Here is a 26,053-nt window from a genome sequence, read left to right on the forward strand (position 1 = left end):
CTTCATCGTGGTGTCATCGACGCTTGAACGAAAAGAACAAGGCTTCCCGAATCACTCATTCGGAAAGCCTTGCCTTGTTTTATTCGAAAATTTTGGAGATTTGCTCTTTCAGTTTGTTAGCGGATGCATGGAACTGGTTTAGTTCCTCGTCATTTAACTCAAGATTCAGAATTTCCCGAACCCCTGTACGATCAACCACACATGGTACGCCTAAGTACACATCGGACACACCGTGGTAGTCCGTGAGCAGCGTGGATACATTGAGAACGGAACCTTCGTTTTGCAAAATGGAGACGATGATCCGATCGAGCGCCAAGGCGATTGCATAAGAAGTGGAGCCCTTGGCGTTAATGATTTCATAAGCCGCATTCTTGGTGCGGTCGAAAATATCCTCTTTTTCGCCGTCTGTCAGATCGATCCCGATCCCTGCGATGTTGGCAATGCTCCAAAGCGGGAGCTCGGAATCGCCGTGTTCCCCGACGATATGCGCGTGAATGCTGCGCGGATTAATGCCTTTGTTTTGTCCGATCAAATACCGGAAACGGGCGCTATCCAGCAAGGTACCGGAACCGATTACGCGATTGACCGGGAAGTTGCTCTTCTTCAACGTGACGTAAGACAGTATATCAACCGGATTCGTAGCCACAAGGATGATGCCATGATCATTGTATTTCACGATATTTTGGATAATGTCGTCAAATATCGCCGTATTGCGCTTCAATAAATCAATTCGGGTCTCGCCCGGTCTTTGGTTGGAGCCTGCGGCAATGACAATGATGTCTGCATCCTTGCAATCGCTGTAATCTCCAGCCCAAAGCTTCACGCCTCCGGCAAAGGGGAGGCCGTGATTCATATCCAAGGCTTCGCCAAGAGCTTTCTCATGGTTCGCATCGATTAAGACCAGTTCAGATACTCTCTCACGCAAGAATAAGGTGTACGCAGTCGTTGCTCCTACAGCTCCTGTACCGATGATCACCACGCGGGACGGGCGCTGAGCTTCATTTTTTGTCATAAGTATTTCTCTCCCTTGTACTGAGTTAATGAATTTGGTGAATGGTTGTACTTCTAATGACTTACCCTATTTGGCTGCGCGAACTGTGATTTCCTAAGGCATCGTCGATAGTAATGATAACATATTCAGGAAGATTTAAGCAGCGGGAATGTGATTTATTTCATCCTGCATGTTCATTATTTAACTTTGACAATGTCAGAAACAACTCTCCTTCATCGCTTGATGAGTCAAGGGGAAGGGATCACGCTTTCGCCCAAGGCGGTCATCGGTGCTTATCAAGGAAGCAAATATGACAAGAGCAAAATACGTGGCGTCCTTCATGCTATGGGTTCTACAGGCCGACTTGTTCAATAACCATTCAAATTAGGTATAAACGAAGTGAATCGTTGCTTTAATTCCTGAATCATGACCTTCTGATACTCATTACCGTCACGGTAGAGCTCGCCGATCTTCGTGTACGTTTGGTCCAGTTGTTCTTGATAGGCTGCAGCTTGTTTGTCGGGATGGTTCCTTTTGAACTCGCCCATGACGTTCTGAATGTATGCCGGTCGAGCGCCCCAAGTTCCTAATACTTCTCCTGTGGTTGCATGGAGGAAAACTGCAATCGGCTGGGCGCGTCCGCCATCCGTGAGAAACAGGTCCATTGTCTCCATATGATCTTCCATGATAAGCACTTCGGACGGGATACGGCTATATTCCAATATTCTAAACAGTACAGGAACATTCCATATGACATCCGGACACCAATCCGTACAGAGAATCAGGCAGTGCAGTTGGTTGAATTGATTTCGCTCAGAAGTGAAGAATTGCTCTGCCTCTTCGTTCTCCCATTGGAAGCGATCATAGACTTGTCTAAATAATTCCTTCGTATTGGGGATGCTGCTCAATTTCATTTCCCGAATCTTCATATTCTCCATAAATTGGAGAGGCGTTATGCCCTGGCCGATTTTGTGTTGGAGATGGATGGGATGAGTCATAGGATCATACGTCCTTTCATAACGTAATAGATTCATATGGATATACATCCAAGCTATCGTTAGCGTAAAACAAAACTGACCACATAGAAATGGTCAGTTGTTATCTGTTTATGAAAGTCAGATGTTAATGAATGTTGTACGATCGATTGAGGGCTCCGTGACGAAGGATGCGAGCAACCGGGACTGGATTTAATGTATAATTCAGTAAACATATCTATGATTAAGCCAGTGAATTTTATATAAGAATGCCTGAGGTGGTCCAACTTGTTTGATATTCTTCTACCTGAGCAAAGCGAATTCCCGTTATACCAGCAGTTATATCTGCAAATTCGTGAGGGTATCCGTAATGGTACCATTCCCGACGGACAACGATTGCCTTCCGTTCGTGCCCTTCAGCTTCAACTCAATATAAGCAAAACGCCGATCGAGACGGCTTATCACACGTTAACGTCAGAAGGGTATGTGATCAGCAAACCGAGGTCGGGGCTATACGTCATGAATCCATACAAGGAACTATCACACCACCATCAACAGCAGCCTCCTTCTATAAGGACGTTGTCTGTTATGCATTCTTATGCGCACTCGAATCATGGGTTTATTGACTTTAATCCCACTCGATTAGATCAAGCGTCTTTTCCGGTACGAACCTGGAATAAAATACTGAAGGAAGCGCTGGAACAGCATGTGAGTGAAATTGGAATGTATGGAGATCCGCAGGGTGAATACGGGCTTCGCACGGTGATTTCCGAATATTTACGGAATTCCAGAGGGGTTCATTCAACACCTGATCAAATTGTGATAGGCGCCGGAACAGCTTATAGCATGGGGCTTCTTGCCAGAGTGCTGCCAGGGCTTAAGCATATTGCGGTTGAGGAGCCGGGTTACAGCTTGGTACGAGATCAATTTCAGCTGAATGGCTGCGATTTACTTCCGATTACGCTTAGTGATAAGGGAATCTCGCTTGACCAGCTGGAGTGCAGCCACGCACAGCTCGTATATGTCACGCCCTCTCACCAATTCCCGACGGGAAGCATCATGCCTTATCCGGAGCGGGAACGATTACTGAAGTGGGCCCATGCCAGAAACGCATATATTATCGAGGATGATTATGACGGCGAGTTTCGTTACCAGGGGAAACCCATTCCTTCCTTGCAAGGATTGGATAATAACGGGCGAGTCATATATGCCGGCACGTTCTCGAAAGTGTTGACTCCGACATTGCGAATGAACTATCTTGTCCTGCCACCGGCCCTGCTAAATCAAATATCCCGCATGCGTCAGGAAGTATTCTTTGCCCCTTCACGATTGGAACAGTGGGCAATGACTGCATTTTTTGAACAGGGGCATTGGTACCGTCATATTCGTAAAGTGCGTAATCTGTACAGGAAGAGACATCATCAGTTGATAGAGTTGATCGAGACTTATCTTGGCGGGTTTGTTGAAGTTACCGGTCAGAATTCAGGACTCCACATTCAGCTGATTGTCAAAAAAGAAGTGACCTCGGAAGAATTGATTCAGGAGGCCGCGAACGTCGGAGTTATCGTATATGACCTGCGAAAAATGTGGATGAACCACGAGCAAGATGCGAACCAGTTCCCGAGGTTATACATGGGATTTGCAAGCTTGACCGCAGTTGAAATGGAATCGGGAATTCGGCTTCTGCAAAAGGCTTGGAACATGGACTGAACACAGTATGTTATTAACCTGTCTTTTATAAATTATCGAAACTGACCATTTCATAAGGGTCAGTTTGTTGTTTATGATAAGCAAAAAAAAGTAGGAGTGCATGCTATGATCACCCAAAGTGAGGTAAAGGCATATTTAAACCGTTTAGGCATCTCGGATATTCAGGCTCCGACAAAGGAATATTTGTTCGAGCTGCATAAAGCCCATGTGGAGCGAATACCTTGGCAGACCTTGGATATTTTTGCTGGGAAGCCGACATCCATCGATATACAAGAATCTATACAACTGATGATCCAGCATCGAAGCGGGTATTGTTTTCATCTGAATGGAGCCTTTACCGCGCTTCTTCGAGCCTTAGGCTATAAGGTATATTGGCATCGGGCTGGAGTACAGCCATTAGGACAAGAACCTCGGATTAACGGCTTTCATCTCGGGATAACGGTAAGTCTATTGCATGAACAACTTGGAGAAGAGGAGCGGTGGCTCGTAGATGTCGGTCTGGGCGATATGCCATGGGAGCCGATCCCATTGAAATTCGGAGAATATATACAGGGACCTTTTCGGTATGTGCTTGAGCCGTCCCGCATAACGGATCATGGCTGGAGGTTGATCCATGCCCCCCATTATTCGTATGTAGGCGTAGATTATGCCCCTGATGTTGTGAACAGCCTGGATATGTTTAAATCAAACCATGCATTTTATAGTCAATCACCGGAATCCCCATGGATGGATCTGTTCATTGTCAAGCAAAGGCACGAGCTGGGCATGAATGAACTCAAAGGCTGCATATGGAGAAAGTGGAGCGGCAACGCCCTGGATACGGTAGAGATTTCATCGAAGTCAGAATGGTTCGAGATCCTGGCGGACATATTTAATGAGTCGCTCGTCAACTATTCCATGATCGAACGGGAACTGATATGGGCTAAGGTATGCAAGCAGCATCAGAATTGGATGAAGCTTATGGAGAATGACGAGTAGAGAAGACGTCGAATGCTACTCCTCAATTCGGTTCTTGAGGTGTCTCTTGCGGCATAGAACACGCTAAACCAATCTGTCACTTGAATACCCGGAAACACAGGTGGTAAGATGGTACATAAAATTCGGGTTGTGAAGCATCATTCGCCTCATAACTTAGCTGTAAGGAGATTTAGTCATGGCAACCATCGATGATTTCACCAAACTGGATATTCGGATCGGGACGATTGTGGAAGCAGAGCCTTTCCCGGAAGCACGCGTTCCGGCCATCAAAATGAAGATTGATTTCGGCCCGCTCGGGATCAAACGCACAAGTGCTCAGATTACGAATCGATATGATGCGGACGCCATCATAGGTAATCAAGTGGTAGCTATCGTCAATTTTCCGCCTAGACGCATAGCGGGTTATCAATCCGAAGTGCTCGTCCTCGGCGGGGTTCCTGAACAGGGAGACGTCGTACTGCTGAAGCCGGATGTCGATCTGCCGAATGGAACTCCCATCGCTTAAACCTATTTCATCTGTCGGTCCGGTCCTTGTGGCTTAGACCGACTAGATGAACCTCACCTCGCTGCGCCTTTTCAACCATTCCGCGGCTCCTTCCGCAATTTTCTGAACACCGATTTCGATTAGTTCCTCCTTCACCTGAGATACGCTCAGTCGCATGGATTCGTGCTTAAACTCAGGCAAGAACATGCTGTCGGCATCCTGAACATATACGTTCTCATTCTCCAGATGGTTAACCAACTGATATGCTTTCAATGGCTCCGGCAGCTGGATCGTGGAATAAAATCCGGATCTAAATCTCCCATATAGTCATCCTCCAAGTAACAAAGGAGGATTTGACCAATGCGTCTGAGGCGCAGTATGGACCGAATGAACTTAACGGTAAATCAGGATCCGAGCAAGTATATCATGAGGTTTTGCGCGGCCGAGAAGAAAGCGGTAAACGGTCAGGATATCGGGGCGGCAGCCGGTATGTCGTGAACAAAGCCACGCCTATTTTGCGAAAATATTACGGAAAAGAACAGTTTTAAAAATAAGCTTACGAAAAGTTCTTGTTATGCGAACTGGACGGTTGTAATATGGAATAAAAAATAACCGGAGATGATCTTATGAGCAAGATTCAATTCGCAGTCCAAGTTCGATTGGTGTCCGATCTTACCCGTTCCAAACAGTTCTATGAAGAAGTCCTGGGTTGCGAAGTGAATGACGTTTGGGCGGTCAGGGATGATTTTGCGCTCGGATTCAAGCTGATTCAGGCAAAATCGAGTACAGATGTCACACCGAATCCAGCAGGCAAGGACCAAGAGACACCATGGGATACATACGCATACGTGGATACTCACCACGAATTGGATGAATTGTATGAGGAACTGACCTCCAGAGGTGCCGAAGTGGTACAGGAGCCTGTATTAATGGAAGCAGCCTGGGGTGTGTGGAAGGATTTTGCAATTAAAGATCCGGACAACTATGTGATTGCATTTGGCTCCGGGAAAAGGGACTAGCGGTGTGATGATGGACATCGACATTAAGCAGGTCCTCATTAGCAGCGACGCTTCCCTGTTGGATTTGGATGCCATTGTACATTTTTTGCGGCAAAGCTACTGGGCTAACGAGCGCTCGGATGACAAAATCAAGAAATCGCTAGAAGGTTCTACTTGCTTCGGGGCATATTACGACAACCGACAGATCGGCTTTGCTCGCGTGGTGACGGATGGCGCAACCGTCTATTGGTTGTGTGATGTGTTTGTGGATGAGGCTTATCGGGGGCAGGGTGTGGGGAAGAAATTAATCGAAACGATTACCACCCACGAAGATTACCGAAATTTATTCGGTATATTGTCTACGCGGGATGCCCATGGTCTGTACGAACAATATGGTTTTGTCCGCGATCATGGCAAAACGTTGACTCGAATGCCGGACTTTCGTAGGAAAGACTAGTTTAATTTATTCGTATTCAGTGTTTACCGAGGCAAAGGGATCGGTAAAATTCTATCAATCCTTCGGATATGAGGACGGTATCATAAAAGGATTTTATAAAAGTTTGCCCTGTTAAGAAGGGGGATTCATCTGTGATTATATGGGTTAACGGCGCATTCGGTTCGGGTAAGACCCAGGCTGCGCATGAGCTTCAGCGAAGAATCCCGAACTCGTACGTGTACGATCCGGAGAATGCAGGTTACTTCATTCGCGATAATGTGCCGAAGGATGCCAAACGCGATGACTTTCAGCATTATCCGATGTGGAGGGAATTTAATTACTCCATGTTTAAGTATTTAGACCAGGAATCCGATCAATTGATCATCACTCCGATGACGATAACGAACGCGGAATATTTCGATGAAATCGTGGGTCATTTGAGACGTGATGGCGTGGTCGTACAGCATTTTACATTGTGCGCTTCCAAGGAAGTACTCCTTAGACGACTGCGGAGCAGAGGGGAAGGTTCGAGTTCATGGGCCGCACAACAAATTGACCGGTGTATCAGCGGATTCTCGAATGATGTGTTCCAGCATCATATCGACACAGATCATTTATCGATCGACCAGGTTGTAGAGACGATTGGCGCTTTGGCCAATGTGAAGTTATTGCCTGATCATCGCAGCTCAGCTAAGAAGAAACTCGATCGAATCAAAACCAAATTTTCGCATATCCGATTTTTTGGATAACAAGTGGATGGACAGGAGATAGACGATTATTCAAAAGTGCGTGGTGTAGAGTTTTAGCGAGAGCTGGAATATAACGATACCCAGATACAGAAAAAAGAAGACGATTTCTCTAATGGAGAAGTCGTCTTTTTGTGTTTTTAAGTTCACTCAAAATCAATTCACTAAAATATTTTATATATAACTAAATATTTTTCCTTGATGAAAAATAAGCTCTGTATGTACGGGGAATTCAATAAAATCAAGAGAAAATGGACCGATCCCAACAGGATGAGATGTATGAATTTATAAAATTCAATTGACAAAAACCTTAAGATGGATTATTTTTTGTACATGGGAATTAAAGTTGCATAAGGGCAAAATAATTAGTTAATGGCAGAACGAGGCTTGAGATGTCCAAGATCGTCTAAGGATTGAGCAAACTCATTATTGATGTGGAGTGGAGGAGAAGAAGATGAAGAATAAGAGGACTAGAAGAAGCAGGATACTCATAGGGGCAGCCATTCTGAGTTTGTTGCTGGTATTATCCGCATGCGCTTCGGGAGAAGTACAGCAGGACGGAGCAGGAGGTGATCAGGCAAATAAGAAAATTCGCGTGGTTACAACCATTGGACAGATTGCGGAACCCATCTCCGTTATCGGGGGAGATCGGGTCGAGGTGCTGAGCTTGATGGGGCCTGGCGTCGATCCGCATTTATATAATGCAACCCAAGGCGATATCAAGAAATTGGATAGTGGGGATGTTATTTTCTATAGCGGGCTTCATCTCGAAGGCAACATGACGGAAATATTCGAGCAGATCGGTAAGAACAAACCTGTACTGGCGATTGCAGATGCCATTCCGAAGGATCAATTGCTGCAGGACGATAAGCAGGCCATCGATCCCCATGTGTGGTTTGACATCGATTTGTGGAAAGCGTCTTTGGATTCGGCGGTAGAGAAGCTGAAGTCCCTGGCCCCGGATGACGCTGACTATTTTGAAGAGAACAAGCAGAAATATTTTGCCCAGTTGGATGAATTGAAAGCCGAGGCCAAGGATAAGTTGAGTCAGATTCCGGAAAAGCAGCGGGTCATGGTAACCGCTCATGATGCTTTTGGGTACTTCGGCCGCTTGCATGGTCTGGAGGTAGTTGGACTGCAAGGTCTAAGTACGGAGGATGAAATCGGCCTCTCGGATATTAACGGAACGATCGATATTCTGCTGCAGCACAAGGTGCCTGCCGTATTTGTCGAGAGCAGTGTCAATCCAGCTTCGATTAATGCCGTCATTGAAGGTGCTGCCAAGAAAGGGCTGGATTTAAAGCTTGGAGGAGAGCTCTTCTCTGATGCCATGGGCGAAGCGGGAACAACGGAAGGGACTTATATCGGAATGTATCGTCATAACGTAGAAACAATCTATCATGCATTAACAGGAAGTGGTGAATAAAATGTCTGTACTTCAAGTTCAAGACCTCAATGCATCCTATCGTAAAAATCAAGTGCTCCACCATGTCTCCTTTAAAGTGGAACAAGGCTCTTTAACCAGCATTGTGGGGCCAAACGGCGCCGGTAAATCAACGCTGTTAAAGGTCATGCTGGAGCTTCACCCCAAGCTGTCCGGCAATGTCTCATTTTTTGGATCAAGCTTAAGCAAAACCAAGACCCGTGTCGGCTATGTGCCGCAGCGCGGATCCGTGGACTGGGATTTCCCGACCGACGCACTGGATGTTGTCATGATGGGATTGTATGGCCGGGTGGGCTGGCTGAAGCGACCGAACAAGAGTCATAAGGAAAAAGCAATGGCATCGCTGGATCAAATGGGCATGGCGGACTTTGCCGACCGGCAGATCAGCCAGCTCTCCGGTGGACAGCAGCAGCGCGTATTCCTCGCTAGGGCGCTTGTCCAGGATGCCGATCTCTATTTCATGGATGAGCCGTTAGCTGGAGTTGATGCCGCAACCGAGCGGGCCATTATGACAACCCTGAAAGATCTGAAAATGGCTGGCAAAACCGTAATGGTTGTGCATCATGATCTGCAGACGGTTGAGGATTATTTCGACCATGTGCTGCTCCTGAACCGTACGGTCATTGCGCATGGGAAGACGGAAGACGTATTCACGAAGGAACATGTTTACCGCGCCTACGGCGGTTCGCTTCGCTGGATGAAGGAGGCGTAACGCATGCTGAATTCATTATTGTCTCCCAACACGCAATGGGTGTTATTGAGCACGTTAATTCTGGGCATGGCAGCCGGCATGATTGGCTGTCTCGCCTATTGGAAGCGGCAAAGCTTGATGAGTGATGCGTTGTCTCATGCGGCTCTTCCCGGTGTGGCGGTTGCTTTTGCATTGACGGGAAGCAAGAATCTGCTGGTGATGATACTCGGGGCTGCTGCCAGCGCATTAATCGGGGCCTGGATGATCCAGTGGATCCGTACCTCCAGCCGCATTAAGGAAGATACGGCCATGGGCATGATTCTATCTGTATTTTTCGGATTGGGCATTATGCTGCTTACGATTGTGAACCGTACAGCGGGCGGGAATCAGAGCGGTCTGGATAACTTTATTTTCGGCCAGGCTGCGTCCATGGTTCGTAAGGATGTTTTTACGATGCTCATCCTGGCAGCTTTAGTTATTCTGGTCGTCTCGATTGGCTTTAAGGAATGGAAACTGTTTCTGTTTGACCCCGATTTTGCCCGGGGATTAGGGTTGAATAGCCGTCTGATGAATACCCTCTATATGGGGGTGCTCGTTCTCGTTATCGTCATTGGTATTCAGGCTGTTGGCGTCATTCTGATGGCGGCCATGCTAATCATACCTTCCGTCAGCGCAAGATATTGGACTCAATCCTTCAAAATGATGGTCATTTTGTCGGCTATATTTGGAGGCGGCTCCGGGTTTGTTGGTACCCTGGTCAGCACAATGGGGAAAGGATGGCCTACAGGGCCGTTTATCGTTGTAGCCTCTTCCGTATTGTTTACGGTTTCCCTGATTTTCGGTGCTGAGAAGGGGTTGCTGATCCAGGCGCTGCAGCTCCGCTCTCAGAAAAAAGAACATATGGACTCCAATAACCAACCTGTTTTAAGTCCCCGGCTGTCCGAAAGGGGGAGCAATCAATGACCTATACAGGATGGATATTGCTTACGGCCTCTCTCGTCGGATTGTCTTGCGGTATCGTTGGCGTGTTCCTGATTCTGCGCAGAATGGCGATGATGGCCGATGCGATCAGTCATACTGTGTTGCTTGGGATCGTAACGGCGTTTATCGTCACAAGAGAACTAAGTGGACCTCATATGCTGATCGGAGCGATTATTGCCGGATTGCTGACTGCGGTACTGGTACAATGGTTTAACTCACGTGGCGTACAGCAGGATGCATCCATCGGCGTGGTATTCACAACCTTGTTTGCGATCGGTGTTATTCTGATTGCAACTCAGGTTGGCAATGCCCATCTGGATACCAAGCATGCGCTGATGGGCGAGATTACGTTTGTGCCATGGGATGTAATGCACGTTCCTTTGCTAGGTGAGGTGCCAAAAGCTACCTTCATGCTGGCAGCCGTGCTTCTCGCCGTGGTTATCGTGATACTGGCATTCTACAAGGAATGGAAGATCACTTCCTTTGATCCGGCTCTGGCGGCCAGCATCGGCATTCCTGTCGTACTCATGCACTATGTATTTATGTCGCTGGTTTCCATCACAACGGTTGCATCGTTTGATGCCGTGGGAGCGATCATGGTAGTGGCTATGCTTATAACACCTGCCGCCGCAGCCTATCTATGGACGGATAAACTCTCCATTATGCTGGTGTTAAGCGGAGCATTCGGCGTCATCTCTGCATTCATGGGTTACTATGTCGCGTTATGGCTGGACACCTCCATCTCAGGATCTATGGCATTTGCCACCGGGATTGTATTTATTATCAGCTTCCTGTTCTCTCCGAGACATGGCGTGCTTTCCCGTTATCTTCATAAATTGAATACGCACGGCAGCGAAGAGAAACTGGACGGTGTATCCTAATAAAAGGATGCTGTATGAAGCTTGGGCGATTAGATGCCCAGGCTTCTTTTTTTTCTTCCAACACTTAGAGCGTGGTATAATCAGGAAAAATTCCGTGTTATGATGAAGGTTATTTCAAAGGAGCGAGTACATATGCAGATGGAGTCAGAAAGACTGGTGATCCGGGATTTTCAGGAGGAGGATTTTGCTAGTATTCATGCCTACGCCTCGGACCCACTAGTGACCGAGTATACGATGTGGGGACCGAATACGGAAGAGGATACCTCAGCATATTTAACGGAAATCCGCCAAATGAAAGAGCAGAGCCCTCGTGACAGCTATGAAATGGCGATCGTGCTGAAAGATAGCGGCCATTTAATCGGGGGTGTGGGTCTTCATCGATCCAAGACGAACGCAGAGCTTGGGTATTGCTTGAATTCAGCGTATTGGCGACAGGGCTATGCTACGGAAGCTGCAAGCGTCATGTGCCGTTTTGGTTTTAAGGAGCTTGGAGTTCATCGGATCTACGCCACCTGCAGGCCGGGAAACATCGGGTCAGCTGCGGTCATGCGCCATATCGGAATGAAGCAGGAAGGGCATCTTCGGCAGCACCTATGGTTTAAAGGCGCTTATCATGATTCCTACTTATTCTCCATCCTCAAAGAGGAATTCGAAGTCTAAAATCTATCCTATTGTTAAGGAGCTTCTGCCTGCATGGATAAAACCGAATTGTTGATCCGTCATAACGGAATTTCGATTTACGAGCAAGCGTCAGGTAAAGTGTATTATACGAAAGAGAATCATGTGTCCGTTGTGGTTCTGGCTAAGGATGGCGATCAGCTGCTGCTGATCCGTCAATATCGCGCCGCCGTGGATGACTACGTCATTCAGTTACCTGGCGGTGGCGTAGGCGAGGAGGAGGATCTGGAATCGGCAGCACGCCGCGAGATGCTGGAAGAAACGGGCTGCATATGCGGCAAGCTTCATTATCTGGGCAAGCTGTATCCGGCGTCCTGGAGATGCAATGAAATCGCCCATGTTTATTATACTGATGAGGTGATAAGTCAAGCGGGTCAACAGCTCGAGGGATACGAGCGCATCGACGTTGTAAGAATGAGCGTAACGGAATGCCTGCACCGAATTAAGGAGAACGAGCTACAGGACTCCGAGCTGGTCTTTGCGATGATGCAAGGTTTGCTCAAGGGATTATTTCAGCATAAAGAGAACAAGCATATCGTGGATTAAGAGTGTAAATTGATTCAAAAATGATCTAAAAGCCGTACGAAGAGCCGTGCCATACAGAACTTATCTGTAATAGCTTATGAAACTGTCAGTCATTGTACCGGTATTAAATGAAATGATTTTATTCAAGGGTAGCCTCCTCTCTGGTGCAAGGGTCTATTTAACAAAATATGTATCATTCCATATATCTGTATGGGTAGAACACCAGATGAAGGGGAAATACCGGAAATGATCGGATGGCGTACCACTGATGATTGGTTTCCGGTGTTAAGCGAATTAGGCCATTTCCTTATCTTTGACATTACGGTTTGCCACTGTCCGGGCATTCACATAACGTACCAATGACTATATAAAGGGAGGGGCACTTGTGAGGAGATATTGGAACAGGAGTCTTGATGGGGGAGGCAAGGAAATTATAGTTCGAAAAAAGAAAAAGCGTAAAATAACCTCGTATTCGGTGTGGAGTAAATTTTTATCTCTGCGTCGAAAGTTCATTCGCAGTATTGCAGGGATCCGATTGCAGATTGTTCGATTGAATGAACGGATCCATGCGCTTCAAGAGCAGGTGAACGCTTTACAAGCCAGACCAAGTCCAGGCCCAGGCGGCAGTGTCACTGCTTTTTTGAGAGGAAGGCTGAACAGCCGGGTTACGGTGGAAACAACGGCGGGTACCATATTTGGGACGTTGATCGAGATTGGAGAAGATTATGTACAAATTGCAGAGCCGAACAGCAGTATCGTCATAATCCCGCTCCGCAGTTTCTTGTCTATCGCTTGATAAAAGATGGGAGGAATTAGATAGTATGAACTTTTCAGAAATTCTGGCTACATTCGTGGGCAGAACGGTAGAGATTGTTCAGGTCAATCAATTTCTGCAAGGTCAGTTACGATCTTCAGTAGGCGGATTAATTACAGCGGAAGTGGTGAGCTCGAATTATATCCCTACCTCTCAAGTAGTCACTGTACTTCATGAGAGTGTTTCATTCGTGCGCATTCTGCCTCTCTGAATGATGGCCGTGTTTCCATGTTTCAGACTCGCCTATAATGGAATTTTTCCATTCCATGTATTGATGAGGATGCCGATGCGTCATACTGGACGTTCTTAATCTGCGGTGGTACAGCGCCTCCGGTACGTGATAAAACTTATGTGTATTGGATAGCTTTATTAATTGTCCGATATCCTCATACAGTCTCCCTTCAAAGAGAGTATGATGATCCCAGCCATTAACCTGCTTAAGTATAGAAACATTGAACATGCGCGGAGCGACGGCGGGGGCATCGTGCAGCAGCACAAAGGGAGACAAGGAAGAGGGGGCAACTTTAACTCCTTGATACACCAGCTGTTTATTCGCACGTTCCAGCCATTCCATATGATTAGCATACACGACGGCAGTATTCGGATGGCCACCAGCCTCCCTTATGAGGATCTCCAGCGCATCGGGAGCCAGCCAATCATCGGCATCCAGCTCCAATAACCAGGGAGTTTCCGCTAGGTTCAATATTCTGTTCAGAGCTCGTGATTTGCCCGTATTATCTTCTTGTCGAATCAGCTTAATGCGATTATCCTGAGGCAGCCTCATGAGATAATGTGCAGTCTCTGCATCGGTTGATCCGTCATCAAGAATCACAAGCTCCCATGCCCCGAAGGTCTGCGCTAATACGGACCGCACAGCCCAGGGGAGATATGCGCCATCATTATAGGTGCACAAAGCAATGGTAACCAGAGGAGGACATGAGACCACTGGTGGCTGTGATTGTTCTCGAATTCCATCTTGGAGAAGAGGTAATACGGCTTGCCATTCCTCTGTTTCTTTCATCCAGGCGGGAGCCGCGCGTTGATGGTATAAGATTCCGTCGGAATCAACCTCCATCCATTCATATCGCGCGGACAGCTCGAATTGTTTATCGATCAATATGTACCTCTGGAATGGCAGCTGCACTCTGGTTCTAAAACCCGGTGTCTGTCCGGTCATGACAGTCTTCGTGCGCCATAACAGCGGTCCACGGGGAATGCGCAAGGATGGGACGTGTCTGTTCTTGGAGAGGACCAACTGATCCATAATCGAAACCGGATTTATGATATATCCGGCTGAGTGGTCGCTGCAGGTCCTCAGCCATTGTTCAATCTCTACCTTGGCATGAGGCTGGACAGAGTCTCCCGCATAAAGCGTCATGAACCACGGGCCAATCTCCCGGGCAAGTGTTTCATTTAGGATCGATGCGGTCACTTCTTCGCTAGGGATTATCACATGACGGGCATCGGAGAAAACGCTTTGAACCGATGCTGCAGTATTCTCGCTTAAATGGGGATTTAAACCTGGAAGAATAAACACCAGCATAACCGTTTATTTCCTTTCTGTATCCTTATCTTAGCCGTTACACAACGGAATCTAAATGGAATTAACTCATTCCTGGTTATCGTATGCCCACATGCGCATGGGGGATACAACTGGCTCATAACATACTCGAAGTTGCGACGCTCTATTAAATGGGGAATAATAGAGCCTAGAGGCAAAAGCCGGAACCTTGGATGGGGGAAATTGAATCAGATGAAATCGACTTATAGTCAAATTATTCAGCAAGCTCAAGGGTTTGCACGCTCTGTGCACGAACAAGATGCAAGCGGTCATGATTGGTGGCATGTTCAGCGTGTCACCCGCATCGCCCGACTCTTGGCGTATCTTGAAGGCGCGAATCCATACATATGTGAATTGTCAGCCTATCTCCATGACGTAGCTGACGAGAAGCTGAATGAATCGAAGGAAGCAGGTTACGAGCGGGTTCAGCAGTGGTTGAAGCAAGCCGGTGTGGAAGCATCTGACCAGGAAACCGTGTTGGAGATTATCAGTACGATGTCATTCTCTGGCGGAACCGGGAGCGCCATGCGTACATTGGAAGGGCAAATTGTACAGGATGCAGATCGTCTGGATGCGATTGGCACGATCGGTATTGCCCGTACATTTGCTTATTCCGGATGGAAGGGACAAAACATGTATGATCCATTCATTCCCCTTCGGGAGCAAATGACACGAGAGGAATATCGAAAAGACAAAAGCACGGCCATTAATCACTTCTATGAAAAGCTCCTAAAGCTAAAGGACAAGATGAATACGGAATCGGCGAGGCTGCTGGCAGATGGCAAGCATCAGAGTCTTGAGCTCTTTCTCCAGGTCTTCGATAAGGAGTGGGCGATGGGGAATGAAGCCTACCTGAACGAATCCCCGATTCATCGCGGAAATGTATCGCGTGTCCATATTGCCTTCGATGATTCAACGGCAGGGTCGTTACGGATGATGCTGCGCTCGAAACCGGGGGAAATCGTAGTTACATTGGGCGATGACCTCATGGTTGGGCCGCTCCCGAAGGACGATGATCTCTCCCGTTCGTTCTCAACCCGAAATAAGTGGTTTCAGGAACGATATAGCATCGCGCATGTGGATGACAGGAAATTAACGATGTTGCAAGCAGCCTTCGCTTGGCTCACCTGGCCCGAGCAGCTGAGGGATGTGCCGTGCATGATATGGGCAGGAGATTCCGCCTCGGAACAGTTAGGCTTTCGCAGGCTGTTGTCTTTAATGCCAGACCATCCTGATATCATATTGGTAAATGCGACAAGTATTCATCGTCAGCAAGATCCAAACAGTTGGTATCGGGGAACATTCGAGATGACTACAGATAAACTTCAAATGGTGCTGGACACAGCCGAGCATGTTCCATTGTCGCCGCAAGATCAGGCTGGCTATCGTGCGGATTGGCAGCGTCTCGTAAACGATGATGGGTTCCTGCGCGTGCTTCAAGGCGAGGAGCTACGCACCGTTCCTGAATCTTACTATGATGCAGATATACTGCAAGCTGCTTATCGTCTTGAGGCTAGACACGGGTTCTTCAAGAAATCAGCCCGCATTATTGGCGAGGTGATCGGAATGGGTGAATTAACCGTTTCCGACTCTTTTATCGAGTATCGGGTCCGGCATCTGGTTCAGGAAGGGGCTTTAACCTATAACGGCGAGCTGACAGCGATGCGAAACTACAGCATCTCTCTTGTAGACACGTCAACTCCTGAGGAGCAGTGGACCCATGAACAGCGCCTGGCCAAGGTCGTGAAGCTGAAGTCGCTGATGAGTGAGATGATGGAGATCCATTTTGCAGAAAGAGGTCTCATGGAAGAAATACGTCAGCTGGATGCAGTGGGTCTGGGTTTATCGGTATCCTCCGATCTGGAAGCCTTTACGAGCAGCATGCAATCTCAAATCGATAGCCTATTGAGCACGTATCAACAGCATCAAGAACAACGTGTGTCCTTTATGGGTTCCCTGGAGAAGGTGTTAATCCAGATCGATGAAACGGGTTCGAAAGAATAGATTAAGCTATTAGACAAAAGATAGTGGAAAGCGGTGGAGAGATGTTATTTACGGATCAGCAGATTCAAACCATAAGAGAACAAGCGCTTTGGATGGACAAGCATCGACAAGTAACTCCCGAAGTGCTGGCAACGATATATGATTATCGTTTGTTTCACTTGTTTGTGCCGGATGAGCTAGAAGGACGAATGACCTCTCTGCCGGAGGCTGCACGCATTTTTCAGGAGACTTCCAGGATCGACGGTAACCTGGGATGGCTGGTTACGATTGGAGCAGGTGGAGGATTCTTCGCGGCACTGATGAGCCAGGAGGTGAGTCGCCGCGTATTCGCACACCGCGAAGCGGTGATTGCGGGCAGCGGGATGCCGACAGCTACGGCAAGACAGGTGGACGGCGGATACATTGTGAACGGCAGCTGGAAGTATTGCAGCGGTTCTAGCTATGCAACGACCTTTACAGCCAATGCGGTTATCGAACCGGATGCTGCGGTACAAGATGCAGCTGACGTACCGACTGCGGATCAGGACGAGCCCCAAATTCGGTCGCTTATCCTGAATCCTGATCAAATCGAAATTCTGGAGGATTGGAATGCCTTCGGACTGCGGGCAACGGCGAGTCATACGATATCTGCTGTGGATGCATTCGTTCCGTTGGAGATGACGTTCTCCCTTACGGAAGTCCAAGGGTATGAGAACGAAATGATCTATCAATATCCCTTCCTTCCGTTTGCTCAAGTATCTTTTGCCGGTGTTGCAGTTGGCATAGCGGAGCATTTCCTTGAGGCAGCAGAATCACTTGCGACGCAGAGAGGGAGCTCTTCTCATGTGATCGGCAAGCTGGAGGAACGTAAAGCAACGTTGGAGCAATCTGTTTCGGATTTTTATGAGACGGTGGAAGGCTCATGGGAGGAGCTGCTGAGTAACGGTGGATTATCGAATGCAACAGAAGCAGAGGTAACCGCGCGAAGCATAGCAGCAGCCCAAACAGCGTTATCCTGCGGCCAGCAGCTGTTCCCACTGTTGGGTTTATCCGCTGCGATGGAAGACGCCGAAATCAATCGCTGTTGGAGGGATCTTCAGACGGCATGCTCGCATTCGCTGCTAAGAAACTTCTGATGGAGAAGTAAGCCATTGAGATGTACAACCATTTAGAAGCAAAACCATGAACTGCATACCAAGCAGTTCATGGTTTGTATGTTAATTCGCTGTAAATTCCATCCCCCGAAAAGCACAATGATTCAGTCTACCCGTTTCAGGCCCGGTCCTACCCCAACAAAGGTAGTGACATTTCCCATACTACCGAAACTTTCCGTAATCTTTAATATGCACATCAAACGAGCATTCCACCGGAATTTTTTGAAGCTCCTGTCTCCAGTCCATTTTCTTCCATTGTTCATAGCCAACCCGATTTCGAACATATGTGCCGATTCCGATATTATCCACTTGGTTTTTTTTCATCAACGCAATGATGGCATCGGCTTTTTTTGAAATATACTGACTGATTCGCTGCTCCAGCTCGCGCCGTTCCCGGTCGTTGCTTAACCTGGCATCACCGATGTATTCCAGTACGGAGCCGGTAACCTTCACATGATACGCAACCTTCTCAATGCCTTGCATTCCGCGGATAACCTTTACTTTTCGTGTGCTGATCAATGAACTGAACATGACGTTTTCCTTCTTGCCGTTAATCTCCGTCAGATCGATATTGAGTTGGCCTTCCCTGAAGTTGCTCTTCAAAAAAGCGAAGACCACTGCGTCTTGGGGTTCGATCTTCGTAACATAACGATCATCCCGAAATAACGCGATGCCGTTCGTCGTAATGTAATTCTCATTATGTTTCTTAATAATAGGAGCAACTGGGTCTATGCCATGATCAAAAAAATCCCTGGCGAAATTAAATAGCGTGACCTTTGGGATGGTTTGTCCTTGTGCTTCCTTTTCGAGAAGCATATCGACATATCGGCCGGTCCGTGGATGCTGCTTGTAATCGTCAATCAGCAATTCGCCTGCACTTCCTTCAACCACGCTGATTTTTACTTGTGAAGAGATGGAAGGATCCCGAAACAAGGTATCCAGATGACCGTGCAGTCCGATCTTCGCCAACGAAGTGCCGAACAGCACGTTGCGGATTTGCCCACTTACCAGCAGCATACCCGTCCTCCGGGACATGATCATCTTCGCTTCTTTGCTGCTTGTGGCGGCCGCCGTCAATACTTCCCGTTTAGAAGTGGCTTCCGGATCCGCCTGGGGTATAGAGAGCGAGATGCTTAACTCGCCATTCGGGAGCAAATCATAGCTGGTCGTTTGAATGAACCCTAGATCTTCCAAAATGCGTTGATCCCCGCAGCCGGATAAGGGGATGATACTTAGTAGAAGTAGCAAGCATACACATTTTTTTAACATATCACATCACACTGCCTTTTTTGCGCCGCTGCCATAGCAGCAGAAGGATTAATATCAACGGCATTATGTAGGCAAATCCTATCTGGATGTATCCCAGATACATCAGCCATTCCCGGATCGTGTTCAATATGGTTGGAATGTAGGAGATGAGCAAAGCGACTAGAATAATAAAGAAATAGTGGACATTGATTTTGATCTTCGGAAAGACTCTTTGGGTACTCTCACCGGCTGCCCAGAAGTATAGGACGAGCGTGATGAGGGTTGTGAACAGGAAAAAGCCATAGAAGAGATTCTCGATGCGCTCAACGAACGGAAGTTTGATGTAAGCCAGGAGATCCAGTAACGGGAACAGCATGACCTTAAGCATATCCGAGCCAATTACACCAAACGTAACAAAGCCCGAGAGCGTATAGGACACCGTACGAATTAAATTTCCATAGAATACCGCCCTGAACAGTTTGGTCTTCTTATCGGTATAGGGAATTAAAAGTAAGCACAGCTCATAACCCAAGTATGCCAAGTAAATTTGAAAAAGACCCTCGGTCATGCTGTAACTGTCTTTAAAAATATAGGGGGTTAATCTCTCTATTCTGAATTCCCCTAGATAATAAAGCAAAAGCAAGCTCATCCAGATGGTGCTCCAGAAGAAAACGGTCGAAGCCTTGGAAATGTTATAGAGCCCTTTGGTCAGCAGCATAAATGCAAGGACATCGATCGCAATCTTGAACACCATGGGGTTGGTGGTCGGGAACGCGAACATCTGAAAGATTAGTACATACTCCTTGGCGACGAGACAACCGATAAGCGCCCATACCGTACTGATCGCCAGATAGAAGGGGACCAGAATGAACTTGGGAATGCTTTTCTCCAATATGACGAAGATTGACTGTCCATTGCCCAGCCGGTACACCCAATACATCATGTAAATATTCAGACAGACCAGAAGGGACACTGGGATGGTGATAAGCCAACCGTTCGTACCAAAATATTGGGCTTCGACCTGGGTAATGCTGAATACATATACACCTGTTTGAATCATATAGATTAGGATCGCGGTGTGAAACTGGGAGAGTTTTTCTTTCAACTGTCCTCACCTCTTCATTTTTAACTTCACTTTGTTTCTGGCTTTGACTTGGGTTGGCCGCTTGGCCAACGTCGAAAACGGCAGTCTCATGAATACGTCTTTCCAGTCATAGGGCTCAAAGGGGGCGATGGGAGATAAGTAGGAAGAGCCGACACTTGTCAAACCGCTTAAGTGAATGACTATATAGGCCAAGCCAATAGCCAAACCCATATTCCCCCATAATCCAGCCATCACAATAAGCCCGAAACGGAAGAGTCGAAAGGATGCGCTCATGACATAATTGGGTATTACAAAGGAGGCTATAGCCGAAGAAGCAACGGCAATGATCAGAATGTTGCTTGTTAATCCCGCTTGAACGGCAGCTTGACCTATAACGATACCGCCTACGATACCAATGGTTTGACCGATCTTGGTAGGCAGTCTAGCCCCGGCCTCCCTCAATAGCTCAATGGTTGTCTCCATTAGCAGCGCTTCAAAAATCGGGGGGAAAGGTACTTTGCTTCTAGACTCCGTCAGTGTCAGGAGTAGATTCTCCGGAATCATTTCATAGTGAAAAGAGGTCACTGAGACGTAAAGGGCTGTCAAGGTTAGCGTGATCAGGAGCGCTGCAAACCTCAAGAACAAGGACGCTGTACCAATGCTCCACCTTTGGTAATAATCATCGGAGGAGGAAAAGAATTCAAAAAAGTTGACCGGGGCGCTGAAGGCGGTGGGGCTGCCGTCCATAATTCCGACGATACGGCCCGAAACCAGCTTCGATGCGATCGTATCCGGCCGCTCGGTGGTCAGAAATTGCGCAAAGATCGAATACGGGTCATCATCAATGCACTGAATCAGCATATTCGAATCATGGATAGCATCGATTTCGATATCCTCAATTCGCTTTATCACTTCTTTTACGTAGTTCTCATTCGCGATGTCTTTCATGTAAAGGATATAGACATCAGATTTGCTCACTTCACCAACGGATAATTTAATGACTTTGAGATGAGAACTCTGAACGCGCTTCCGAATCAACGACAGATTTGTATAAGCTTGTTCGGTAAAAGCCTCGTGCGGCCCGATAATGATGGATTCCGTTTCGGACTCGGCAACCGTACGTGATATTGGGAAAATAACATCGATCAGGTATGCTTTGTCCTCATAAAAGAATAGAGCCATGCCGTCAAGAATGCTCTCCACGCATTTTTTAGTATCCGTCACATGCTCATACTGGGATTGCTGCGTCAACAGGTCTAGCGGTGTATCGGAATTCAAGAGCGGAGGGAGCAGGTCACGCTCCAGCCGATCCTCATTGACTAAATGACTGAAATACAGTACATGCAGACGATCCTTAAGATATGTTTTATGGACAAAATCAGCGGCATTGTCAAATTGATCCTTGATATGCTGCAGCGTCAGCGTTGCTTCTTCCTGGGGGTTGGGGTCCTGTTGATTTTCGTGAGTTTGGCCTTTTTCAGAATGTTCGTGGCTAACCAGAAATATGGATTTTAACTTCTGTTTCATTCCCACGTCTTTACACCTCGGATTCCTGCATAGTCTGTCACAGTGTGTGTACTTTGCCCTGGTTTTATCCAACGAATCCCAAGTCGAATTAGGAAGAATATAAGCGGGAATCTTAGACTTGAGAGACGAACGCTAGATCAACTAGAGGTGTAAAGAGGAGGTTCAATATGCTGGGCAGCATCTTATTAGCCGGCGTTTTATCGCTTGGGATTAGTCCTGGTAATGATCAAGAGATTAAAAAACTTCAGGATTCCTATGCCCAGCAGGCCATCTTTGAATCCGGCGGTGCTCTCGTGGAGGAGGCTATGAGGGCCTGTGAGAATCACTTTGGAACATCCGTCTTCTTACCACCGCAGTTGCCGCCCGTAGCTTTTACGCATCAGTATGGCCGCTGTTATGACATGGAGGGCGGATTGGACGAGCATTTGGAAATTCATTATGAGAACCGGTATAAACCTGAACATAGCTACAAAATCGAGTTATATCCGCTAGAAAATAAACAGCAGCTGAAACATCTATCTTTTGAAGAATCGGAGCTTTCAGATCATACAACTGCAAAGTTTTACGAGGGACCGATCAATACGCTTCAACTGTTCGTATTCGAAAAGGGGAACTGGCAGTACCTTTTAACTGCTGCAAATCGCGCTTCTTCAGAAATCAGGCAGCAGGAATTGACAGAAATTGCGGAGTCTCTGATCCAAGCCATGAACAGTAAAGACCCTGTTTATGCCATGTGGGGAACGCTCGCCGTCACGGAAACAAAGCGTAAATACAATATGGATGTAGTCGACTACCTCTATATGGGAAGAACCACGATCTCTAGTGAACTGGCGGAGGAGAAATTTAAGTTATGGCTTAGGAAGGGGGCTCGGGAGTTCGGCGTATACGTAACCGTTGTGTTTCATCCGACAACCCATCAGTTCATATCGATTAGATACGAGGAATTCTAGTTGGAAATCTAACTGGGTAGCAGGAACAAACACGATCTTCAAAAAAAGATTCGCGGTTGCTTTTTCTAAAAGTCGTGTTTTCCTGCTGTTCAGACGCATGTATATGGTGTACCATATTTGGTGAAACTTGCCTCCCTGATTTCTACATTTTGCGCCAGTAATCGTGATTTAGGAGTGATTCGCTTTGTCTTTTATAGTACTTAAGCTCCTATTTGTACCATTAATATCGGTTTTTATCATAATGTCGTCGATATATCTTGGATATCAAACGTCAGTCCCTTTGATGGTGCTTATGGCATCGTTACTGTATGCATCCGTCATTTTGGATCGAAAGTTCGAATGGCTTCGCAATTTTCAATTTCTCTTTCTCGGGGCGTTTCATTACGTCAGCCAATTGAATTGGTGCATCTTGCTGTATTACATACTCATCGTCAACCTCATTCATAAAAAAGAGCGGTTCATAGAAACGATGCCGCTGTGCCTCCTTATGGTACTTCAATATTCCATCATTCGTCTGTCTTATGTTCCTTTGACGAAATACAATATTCTGGTTTCGGTGTTTGATTGCTTAGCATCCTTTGTCGTCGTGATTTCCTTTCATTTTGTTAATTTTCTCGAATCGGAAAAGAAGAAATTATATAAGCAAAACGATTACCTGACCTATCACGATCCCTTGACGGGACTTCTGAATTATGATGGGTATTTGCATAAAGTTCAGCATCTCATTGAGGTGAACAAGCCCTTTCAACTGGTGTTACTGGACATCAACAATTTCAAATCGTTAAATGCCAAGGACATCTCCACAGCCAATGAAATTCTGATCAGTTTCTCACGGGCAGTGCGCAAACTGTTTCGAAACGATATGCTGGCAGCCTCCCGATATGCGGGAGACCGCTTTGCCATACTGCTGCCCGAGCAAGTCAACATCGACAACAGTATGTTCAAATTTGAAAATATCGGCGTACAGGTGACCTATAGCATCACTTGTTACCCGCATGAAGCCTTAACTTATCAAGAGATGATCAGCACGGCAGAGGACCGGATATTTCAAATGCGTCGCAATTCCTGGATGAGAAGCCAGGAGGAAATGATCCGGACAGAAAAGATGAAGATGGTGGGGGAACTCGCTGCCGGGATGGCACATGAGATTCGGAATCCTCTTACCTCCATTAAAGGGTTTATTCAACTCTCCAAAAATCAAAGCTATAACATTCAGCCCTGGTATGAAGTCATTATGGGGGAGATTACGCGGGTGGGGGAGCTGACGGCAGAATTTCTGCACTTCTCCAAGCCCCATGCCAGCAACATGAGGGTTGAATCCCTTACGGACTGTATGACTCGAGTCTATTCGTTGTGTGCATCCGAAGCCGCTTCGTATGGACATGTATTTATGCTGGATGTAAGCGATGAACCGATTCAGATCGTCATGGACCGTGATAAGATCATCCAGGTGCTGATCAACTTGATTCGTAATTCCTTTCAAGCGATGGAGCACACCGGCTCCGTCCGAATCTCGCTCAGAGCGGAAGAACGAATGGCTGTCGTGGAAATTGAGGATACCGGAAAAGGCATTGCCGATGAAAATCTAGCCAAGATATTTGATCCGTTCTATACAACCAAAGAAGAAGGGACCGGCCTTGGGCTGTCCCTGTGTCAGAAAATTGTAGAGGACCATGGCGGCAGAATAACGGTGGATAGCGAGCTAGGGATTGGCACGACGTTTACCTTGCGGATTCCACTTGCTTAGAAAAAATGGATGGCAATCTACCGAAATATATCCTATGATAGGATAGTTATTTAGCAATCCAAGATGGTTTGCTAAAATTTTTATTACTCATGCATCAATGTGTTGCAGGAAAGGAAGTAACAGAACGTATGTCGATGTCTACGAATGAAGCCGGTTCTTCAGCCATGGTTCTAACTCGCGGAAAAAGGCTTCAGTTTGCCTTGATTCTCGGATCTCTTTCGGCTTTCGGGCCACTTTCCGTTGATATGTATTTACCTGCACTGCCCAAGCTCTCCGAAAGTTTGGGATCACCAGCATCGCTGGCCCAATTAAGCCTGACGGCATTTTTGCTTGGGCTTGCTCTTGGACAGCTTGTAGCAGGCCCGCTTAGCGATATCCGGGGGAGAAAAGCACCGCTCATGATCTCCTTGATTATTTATTCCATTACCTCCTTGCTGTGCGCGTTTGCCCCAACGATATGGGTTCTGGTTGCGCTTCGATTCGTGCAGGGAGCAAGCGGAGCTGCCGGTATCGTCATATCCAGGGCTGTCGTCCGGGATTTATATACCGGTACGGAGCTGACCAAATTTTTTACGTTGCTGATGTTGATTAATGGTTTGGCACCCATAATCGCTCCTGTATTCGGCGCTTTTATCCTTAATTTCGTCTCTTGGCGCGGCGTTTTTGTTGTTTTGTTTCTGATTGGATTGCTAATGCTGCTTGCGGTATGGTTTGGTCTTCCGGAAACGCTCACTCGGGAAAAAAGGGCCAACGGAGGGATCAAGCAAACCTTCCGTACCTTCGGTACATTGGTTCGGGACCGCGTATTTGTCGGCTATGCGCTTTCCCAAGCGTTTGTATCAGCTGCGATGTTCGCGTATATTTCGGGGTCACCTTTCGTACTGCAGGATATTTTTGGCGTCTCCCCTCAAATGTACAGCTTGTTCTTTGCCGTTAACGGGGTTGGCATTGTCCTGTTCTCACAAATTACGGGTAGATTGGCCTCCCGCACTGGAGAAACCAAATTGTTGACAACGGGTCTTGTCATAGCGGCCTTTGGCGGCACTTCGCTGTTCGCGATCACATGGCTCGGCGGCGGATTGCTGCTGATTGCACCGATGCTGTTCCTGATTGTTTCTGCCGTCGGCATGGTCAGTGCAACGACAACATCACTGGCGATGCAGAAGCAAGAAGCCCACACATCAGGCAGTGCGTCCGCACTTCTTGGATTACTGCCATTGTTATTAGGTGCAGCCGCAAGTCCACTTGTAGGCCTGGGAGACGGAACAACTGCTGCCCCAATGGGAACGGTCATCGGGATTGCAGAATTGCTGGCCGTAAGCTCGTTTTTATTCCTTGTTATGCCCTTTAGTCATAGGAAAGAGACACCAGTGTCCTTGTAAAATAAGTCATAACATACAGAGAAAACCCGCACTTCATGGTGCGGGTTTCTTGTGCTTGTAAAACAATCTGAATGAATTATCTGTAA

At 47.1% G+C, this 26,053-nt stretch carries 27 protein-coding genes; 20 read left to right on the forward strand and 7 right to left on the reverse strand.

Annotation, left to right across the window (positions count from 1 at the left end; genetic code table 11):
- Positions 1 to 79 precede the first annotated feature (79 nt).
- Both ABEW73_RS28780 and ABEW73_RS28785 read right to left on the reverse strand, forming a co-directional pair.
- Positions 80 to 1,012 carry an L-lactate dehydrogenase gene (locus ABEW73_RS28780; protein ID WP_430171748.1) on the reverse strand — a complete coding sequence of 311 codons (933 nt, stop codon included), beginning with the start codon at positions 1,010 to 1,012 and terminating at the stop codon, positions 80 to 82.
- Positions 1,013 to 1,359: 347 nt separating this feature from the next.
- The gene (locus tag ABEW73_RS28785; RefSeq protein ID WP_430171746.1) at positions 1,360 to 1,989 is read right to left on the reverse strand and encodes a thioredoxin family protein; all 630 of its coding nucleotides are present in this window, start codon (positions 1,987 to 1,989) and stop codon (positions 1,360 to 1,362) included.
- Positions 1,990 to 2,253: 264 nt separating this feature from the next.
- On the opposite strand from ABEW73_RS28785, the gene ABEW73_RS28790 reads away from it, so the two are divergent.
- The 3 genes from ABEW73_RS28790 to csaA all read left to right on the forward strand — a co-directional run bounded on the left by ABEW73_RS28790 (position 2,254) and on the right by csaA (position 5,158).
- The gene (locus tag ABEW73_RS28790; protein ID WP_430171745.1) at positions 2,254 to 3,675 is read left to right on the forward strand and encodes a PLP-dependent aminotransferase family protein; all 1,422 of its coding nucleotides are present in this window, start codon (positions 2,254 to 2,256) and stop codon (positions 3,673 to 3,675) included.
- A gap of 105 nt (positions 3,676 to 3,780) precedes the next feature.
- Complete coding sequence (locus tag ABEW73_RS28795; protein WP_430171743.1) at positions 3,781 to 4,653, forward strand: arylamine N-acetyltransferase family protein; 873 nt, start codon at positions 3,781 to 3,783, stop codon at positions 4,651 to 4,653.
- Positions 4,654 to 4,828: 175 nt separating this feature from the next.
- Positions 4,829 to 5,158 carry a chaperone CsaA gene (gene csaA / locus ABEW73_RS28800; RefSeq protein ID WP_430171741.1) on the forward strand — a complete coding sequence of 110 codons (330 nt, stop codon included), beginning with the start codon at positions 4,829 to 4,831 and terminating at the stop codon, positions 5,156 to 5,158.
- 42 nt (positions 5,159 to 5,200) lie between these two features.
- Here csaA and ABEW73_RS28805 read toward each other — a convergent pair whose 3' ends face one another.
- On the reverse strand, positions 5,201 to 5,410 hold the full coding sequence (locus ABEW73_RS28805; protein WP_430171740.1) for a hypothetical protein: 210 nt from the start codon (positions 5,408 to 5,410) through the stop codon (positions 5,201 to 5,203).
- An 80-nt stretch (positions 5,411 to 5,490) separates the two neighbouring features.
- On the opposite strand from ABEW73_RS28805, the gene ABEW73_RS28810 reads away from it, so the two are divergent.
- From ABEW73_RS28810 to ABEW73_RS28865, 12 genes are all read left to right on the forward strand, one after another.
- Complete coding sequence (locus tag ABEW73_RS28810; protein ID WP_430206408.1) at positions 5,491 to 5,685, forward strand: hypothetical protein; 195 nt, start codon at positions 5,491 to 5,493, stop codon at positions 5,683 to 5,685.
- A gap of 78 nt (positions 5,686 to 5,763) precedes the next feature.
- Positions 5,764 to 6,156: a VOC family protein gene (locus tag ABEW73_RS28815; RefSeq protein ID WP_430171736.1), complete on the forward strand. Its 393-nt coding sequence runs from the start codon at positions 5,764 to 5,766 to the stop codon at positions 6,154 to 6,156.
- Positions 6,157 to 6,166: 10 nt separating this feature from the next.
- Positions 6,167 to 6,592 (forward strand): GNAT family N-acetyltransferase, encoded by a 426-nt coding sequence (locus ABEW73_RS28820; protein ID WP_430171783.1) that lies wholly within the window; start codon positions 6,167 to 6,169, stop codon positions 6,590 to 6,592.
- Between the two features lie 131 nt (positions 6,593 to 6,723).
- Entirely contained in the window at positions 6,724 to 7,320 is a 597-nt protein-coding gene (locus ABEW73_RS28825; RefSeq protein ID WP_430171734.1) for an AAA family ATPase, read from the forward strand.
- A gap of 451 nt (positions 7,321 to 7,771) precedes the next feature.
- The gene (locus ABEW73_RS28830; RefSeq protein WP_430171732.1) at positions 7,772 to 8,743 is read left to right on the forward strand and encodes a metal ABC transporter solute-binding protein, Zn/Mn family; all 972 of its coding nucleotides are present in this window, start codon (positions 7,772 to 7,774) and stop codon (positions 8,741 to 8,743) included.
- 1 nt (position 8,744) lies between these two features.
- Complete coding sequence (locus ABEW73_RS28835; protein ID WP_430171730.1) at positions 8,745 to 9,473, forward strand: metal ABC transporter ATP-binding protein; 729 nt, start codon at positions 8,745 to 8,747, stop codon at positions 9,471 to 9,473.
- Between the two features lie 3 nt (positions 9,474 to 9,476).
- Entirely contained in the window at positions 9,477 to 10,415 is a 939-nt protein-coding gene (locus ABEW73_RS28840) for a metal ABC transporter permease (protein ID WP_430171727.1), read from the forward strand.
- A complete protein-coding gene (locus ABEW73_RS28845; RefSeq protein WP_430171725.1) occupies positions 10,412 to 11,314 on the forward strand; it encodes a metal ABC transporter permease in 903 nt (300 codons plus the stop codon). Before ABEW73_RS28840 ends, ABEW73_RS28845 begins: the two co-directional genes overlap by 4 nt.
- A gap of 132 nt (positions 11,315 to 11,446) precedes the next feature.
- Entirely contained in the window at positions 11,447 to 11,974 is a 528-nt protein-coding gene (locus ABEW73_RS28850; protein ID WP_430171723.1) for a GNAT family N-acetyltransferase, read from the forward strand.
- 33 nt (positions 11,975 to 12,007) lie between these two features.
- Positions 12,008 to 12,538, forward strand: coding sequence for an NUDIX hydrolase (locus ABEW73_RS28855; protein WP_430171721.1), 531 nt, complete (start codon positions 12,008 to 12,010; stop codon positions 12,536 to 12,538).
- Positions 12,539 to 12,902: 364 nt separating this feature from the next.
- Positions 12,903 to 13,313, forward strand: a complete 411-nt coding sequence (locus ABEW73_RS28860) for a hypothetical protein (protein WP_430171720.1) — start codon at positions 12,903 to 12,905, stop codon at positions 13,311 to 13,313.
- A 25-nt stretch (positions 13,314 to 13,338) separates the two neighbouring features.
- Positions 13,339 to 13,542 carry a hypothetical protein gene (locus tag ABEW73_RS28865; protein WP_430171718.1) on the forward strand — a complete coding sequence of 68 codons (204 nt, stop codon included), beginning with the start codon at positions 13,339 to 13,341 and terminating at the stop codon, positions 13,540 to 13,542.
- Here ABEW73_RS28865 and ABEW73_RS28870 read toward each other — a convergent pair.
- Positions 13,516 to 14,874 (reverse strand): glycosyltransferase family 2 protein, encoded by a 1,359-nt coding sequence (locus ABEW73_RS28870; RefSeq protein WP_430171717.1) that lies wholly within the window; start codon positions 14,872 to 14,874, stop codon positions 13,516 to 13,518. The genes ABEW73_RS28865 and ABEW73_RS28870 overlap by 27 nt on opposite strands.
- Positions 14,875 to 15,084: 210 nt before the next feature.
- Between ABEW73_RS28870 and ABEW73_RS28875 the strand changes: the two genes are divergently transcribed.
- Together ABEW73_RS28875 and ABEW73_RS28880 are read left to right on the forward strand one after the other, a co-directional pair.
- Positions 15,085 to 16,896, forward strand: a complete 1,812-nt coding sequence (locus ABEW73_RS28875; RefSeq protein WP_430171715.1) for a DUF3658 domain-containing protein — start codon at positions 15,085 to 15,087, stop codon at positions 16,894 to 16,896.
- Positions 16,897 to 16,937: 41 nt separating this feature from the next.
- The gene (locus ABEW73_RS28880; RefSeq protein ID WP_430171714.1) at positions 16,938 to 18,011 is read left to right on the forward strand and encodes an acyl-CoA dehydrogenase; all 1,074 of its coding nucleotides are present in this window, start codon (positions 16,938 to 16,940) and stop codon (positions 18,009 to 18,011) included.
- 180 nt (positions 18,012 to 18,191) lie between these two features.
- Here the strand turns inward: ABEW73_RS28880 and ABEW73_RS28885 are convergent, their stop codons facing one another.
- The 3 genes from ABEW73_RS28885 to ABEW73_RS28895 are packed head-to-tail and all read right to left on the reverse strand — an operon-like array spanning position 18,192 to position 21,888.
- Positions 18,192 to 19,298, reverse strand: coding sequence for a Ger(x)C family spore germination protein (locus ABEW73_RS28885; protein WP_430171712.1), 1,107 nt, complete (start codon positions 19,296 to 19,298; stop codon positions 18,192 to 18,194).
- A gap of 1 nt (position 19,299) precedes the next feature.
- Complete coding sequence (locus tag ABEW73_RS28890) at positions 19,300 to 20,382, reverse strand: GerAB/ArcD/ProY family transporter (protein WP_430171711.1); 1,083 nt, start codon at positions 20,380 to 20,382, stop codon at positions 19,300 to 19,302.
- 6 nt (positions 20,383 to 20,388) lie between these two features.
- The gene (locus tag ABEW73_RS28895; protein WP_430171709.1) at positions 20,389 to 21,888 is read right to left on the reverse strand and encodes a spore germination protein; all 1,500 of its coding nucleotides are present in this window, start codon (positions 21,886 to 21,888) and stop codon (positions 20,389 to 20,391) included.
- A 167-nt stretch (positions 21,889 to 22,055) separates the two neighbouring features.
- Here ABEW73_RS28895 and ABEW73_RS28900 point away from each other — a divergent pair, with 167 nt between their 5' ends.
- From ABEW73_RS28900 to ABEW73_RS28910, 3 genes are all read left to right on the forward strand, one after another.
- The gene (locus ABEW73_RS28900) at positions 22,056 to 22,838 is read left to right on the forward strand and encodes a DUF3889 domain-containing protein (protein WP_430171707.1); all 783 of its coding nucleotides are present in this window, start codon (positions 22,056 to 22,058) and stop codon (positions 22,836 to 22,838) included.
- A 184-nt stretch (positions 22,839 to 23,022) separates the two neighbouring features.
- The gene (locus ABEW73_RS28905) at positions 23,023 to 24,585 is read left to right on the forward strand and encodes an ATP-binding protein (RefSeq protein ID WP_430171705.1); all 1,563 of its coding nucleotides are present in this window, start codon (positions 23,023 to 23,025) and stop codon (positions 24,583 to 24,585) included.
- Positions 24,586 to 24,713: 128 nt separating this feature from the next.
- Positions 24,714 to 25,967, forward strand: a complete 1,254-nt coding sequence (locus ABEW73_RS28910; RefSeq protein ID WP_430171704.1) for a multidrug effflux MFS transporter — start codon at positions 24,714 to 24,716, stop codon at positions 25,965 to 25,967.
- Positions 25,968 to 26,053 lie beyond the last annotated feature (86 nt).

The sequence above is a fragment of the Paenibacillus lautus genome (assembly GCF_050482385.1).
GTDB classification, from domain to species: Bacteria; Bacillota; Bacilli; order Paenibacillales; family Paenibacillaceae; genus Paenibacillus_AQ; species Paenibacillus_AQ lautus_B.

Coding starts and splice junctions, on each gene's coding strand:
- ABEW73_RS28820 (WP_430171783.1), top strand. CDS start 6,167: ATGGACATCGACATTAAGCAGGTCCTCATTAGCAGCGACGCTTCCCTG.
- ABEW73_RS28880 (WP_430171714.1), top strand. CDS start 16,938: ATGTTATTTACGGATCAGCAGATTCAAACCATAAGAGAACAAGCGCTT.
- ABEW73_RS28840 (WP_430171727.1), top strand. CDS start 9,477: ATGCTGAATTCATTATTGTCTCCCAACACGCAATGGGTGTTATTGAGC.
- ABEW73_RS28910 (WP_430171704.1), top strand. CDS start 24,714: ATGTCGATGTCTACGAATGAAGCCGGTTCTTCAGCCATGGTTCTAACT.
- ABEW73_RS28895 (WP_430171709.1), bottom strand. CDS start 21,888: ATGAAACAGAAGTTAAAATCCATATTTCTGGTTAGCCACGAACATTCT.
- ABEW73_RS28835 (WP_430171730.1), top strand. CDS start 8,745: ATGTCTGTACTTCAAGTTCAAGACCTCAATGCATCCTATCGTAAAAAT.
- ABEW73_RS28785 (WP_430171746.1), bottom strand. CDS start 1,989: ATGACTCATCCCATCCATCTCCAACACAAAATCGGCCAGGGCATAACG.
- ABEW73_RS28830 (WP_430171732.1), top strand. CDS start 7,772: ATGAAGAATAAGAGGACTAGAAGAAGCAGGATACTCATAGGGGCAGCC.
- ABEW73_RS28845 (WP_430171725.1), top strand. CDS start 10,412: ATGACCTATACAGGATGGATATTGCTTACGGCCTCTCTCGTCGGATTG.
- ABEW73_RS28855 (WP_430171721.1), top strand. CDS start 12,008: ATGGATAAAACCGAATTGTTGATCCGTCATAACGGAATTTCGATTTAC.
- ABEW73_RS28795 (WP_430171743.1), top strand. CDS start 3,781: ATGATCACCCAAAGTGAGGTAAAGGCATATTTAAACCGTTTAGGCATC.
- ABEW73_RS28815 (WP_430171736.1), top strand. CDS start 5,764: ATGAGCAAGATTCAATTCGCAGTCCAAGTTCGATTGGTGTCCGATCTT.
- ABEW73_RS28870 (WP_430171717.1), bottom strand. CDS start 14,874: ATGCTGGTGTTTATTCTTCCAGGTTTAAATCCCCATTTAAGCGAGAAT.
- csaA (WP_430171741.1), top strand. CDS start 4,829: ATGGCAACCATCGATGATTTCACCAAACTGGATATTCGGATCGGGACG.
- ABEW73_RS28900 (WP_430171707.1), top strand. CDS start 22,056: ATGCTGGGCAGCATCTTATTAGCCGGCGTTTTATCGCTTGGGATTAGT.
- ABEW73_RS28885 (WP_430171712.1), bottom strand. CDS start 19,298: ATGTTAAAAAAATGTGTATGCTTGCTACTTCTACTAAGTATCATCCCC.
- ABEW73_RS28780 (WP_430171748.1), bottom strand. CDS start 1,012: ATGACAAAAAATGAAGCTCAGCGCCCGTCCCGCGTGGTGATCATCGGT.
- ABEW73_RS28875 (WP_430171715.1), top strand. CDS start 15,085: ATGAAATCGACTTATAGTCAAATTATTCAGCAAGCTCAAGGGTTTGCA.
- ABEW73_RS28850 (WP_430171723.1), top strand. CDS start 11,447: ATGCAGATGGAGTCAGAAAGACTGGTGATCCGGGATTTTCAGGAGGAG.
- ABEW73_RS28865 (WP_430171718.1), top strand. CDS start 13,339: ATGAACTTTTCAGAAATTCTGGCTACATTCGTGGGCAGAACGGTAGAG.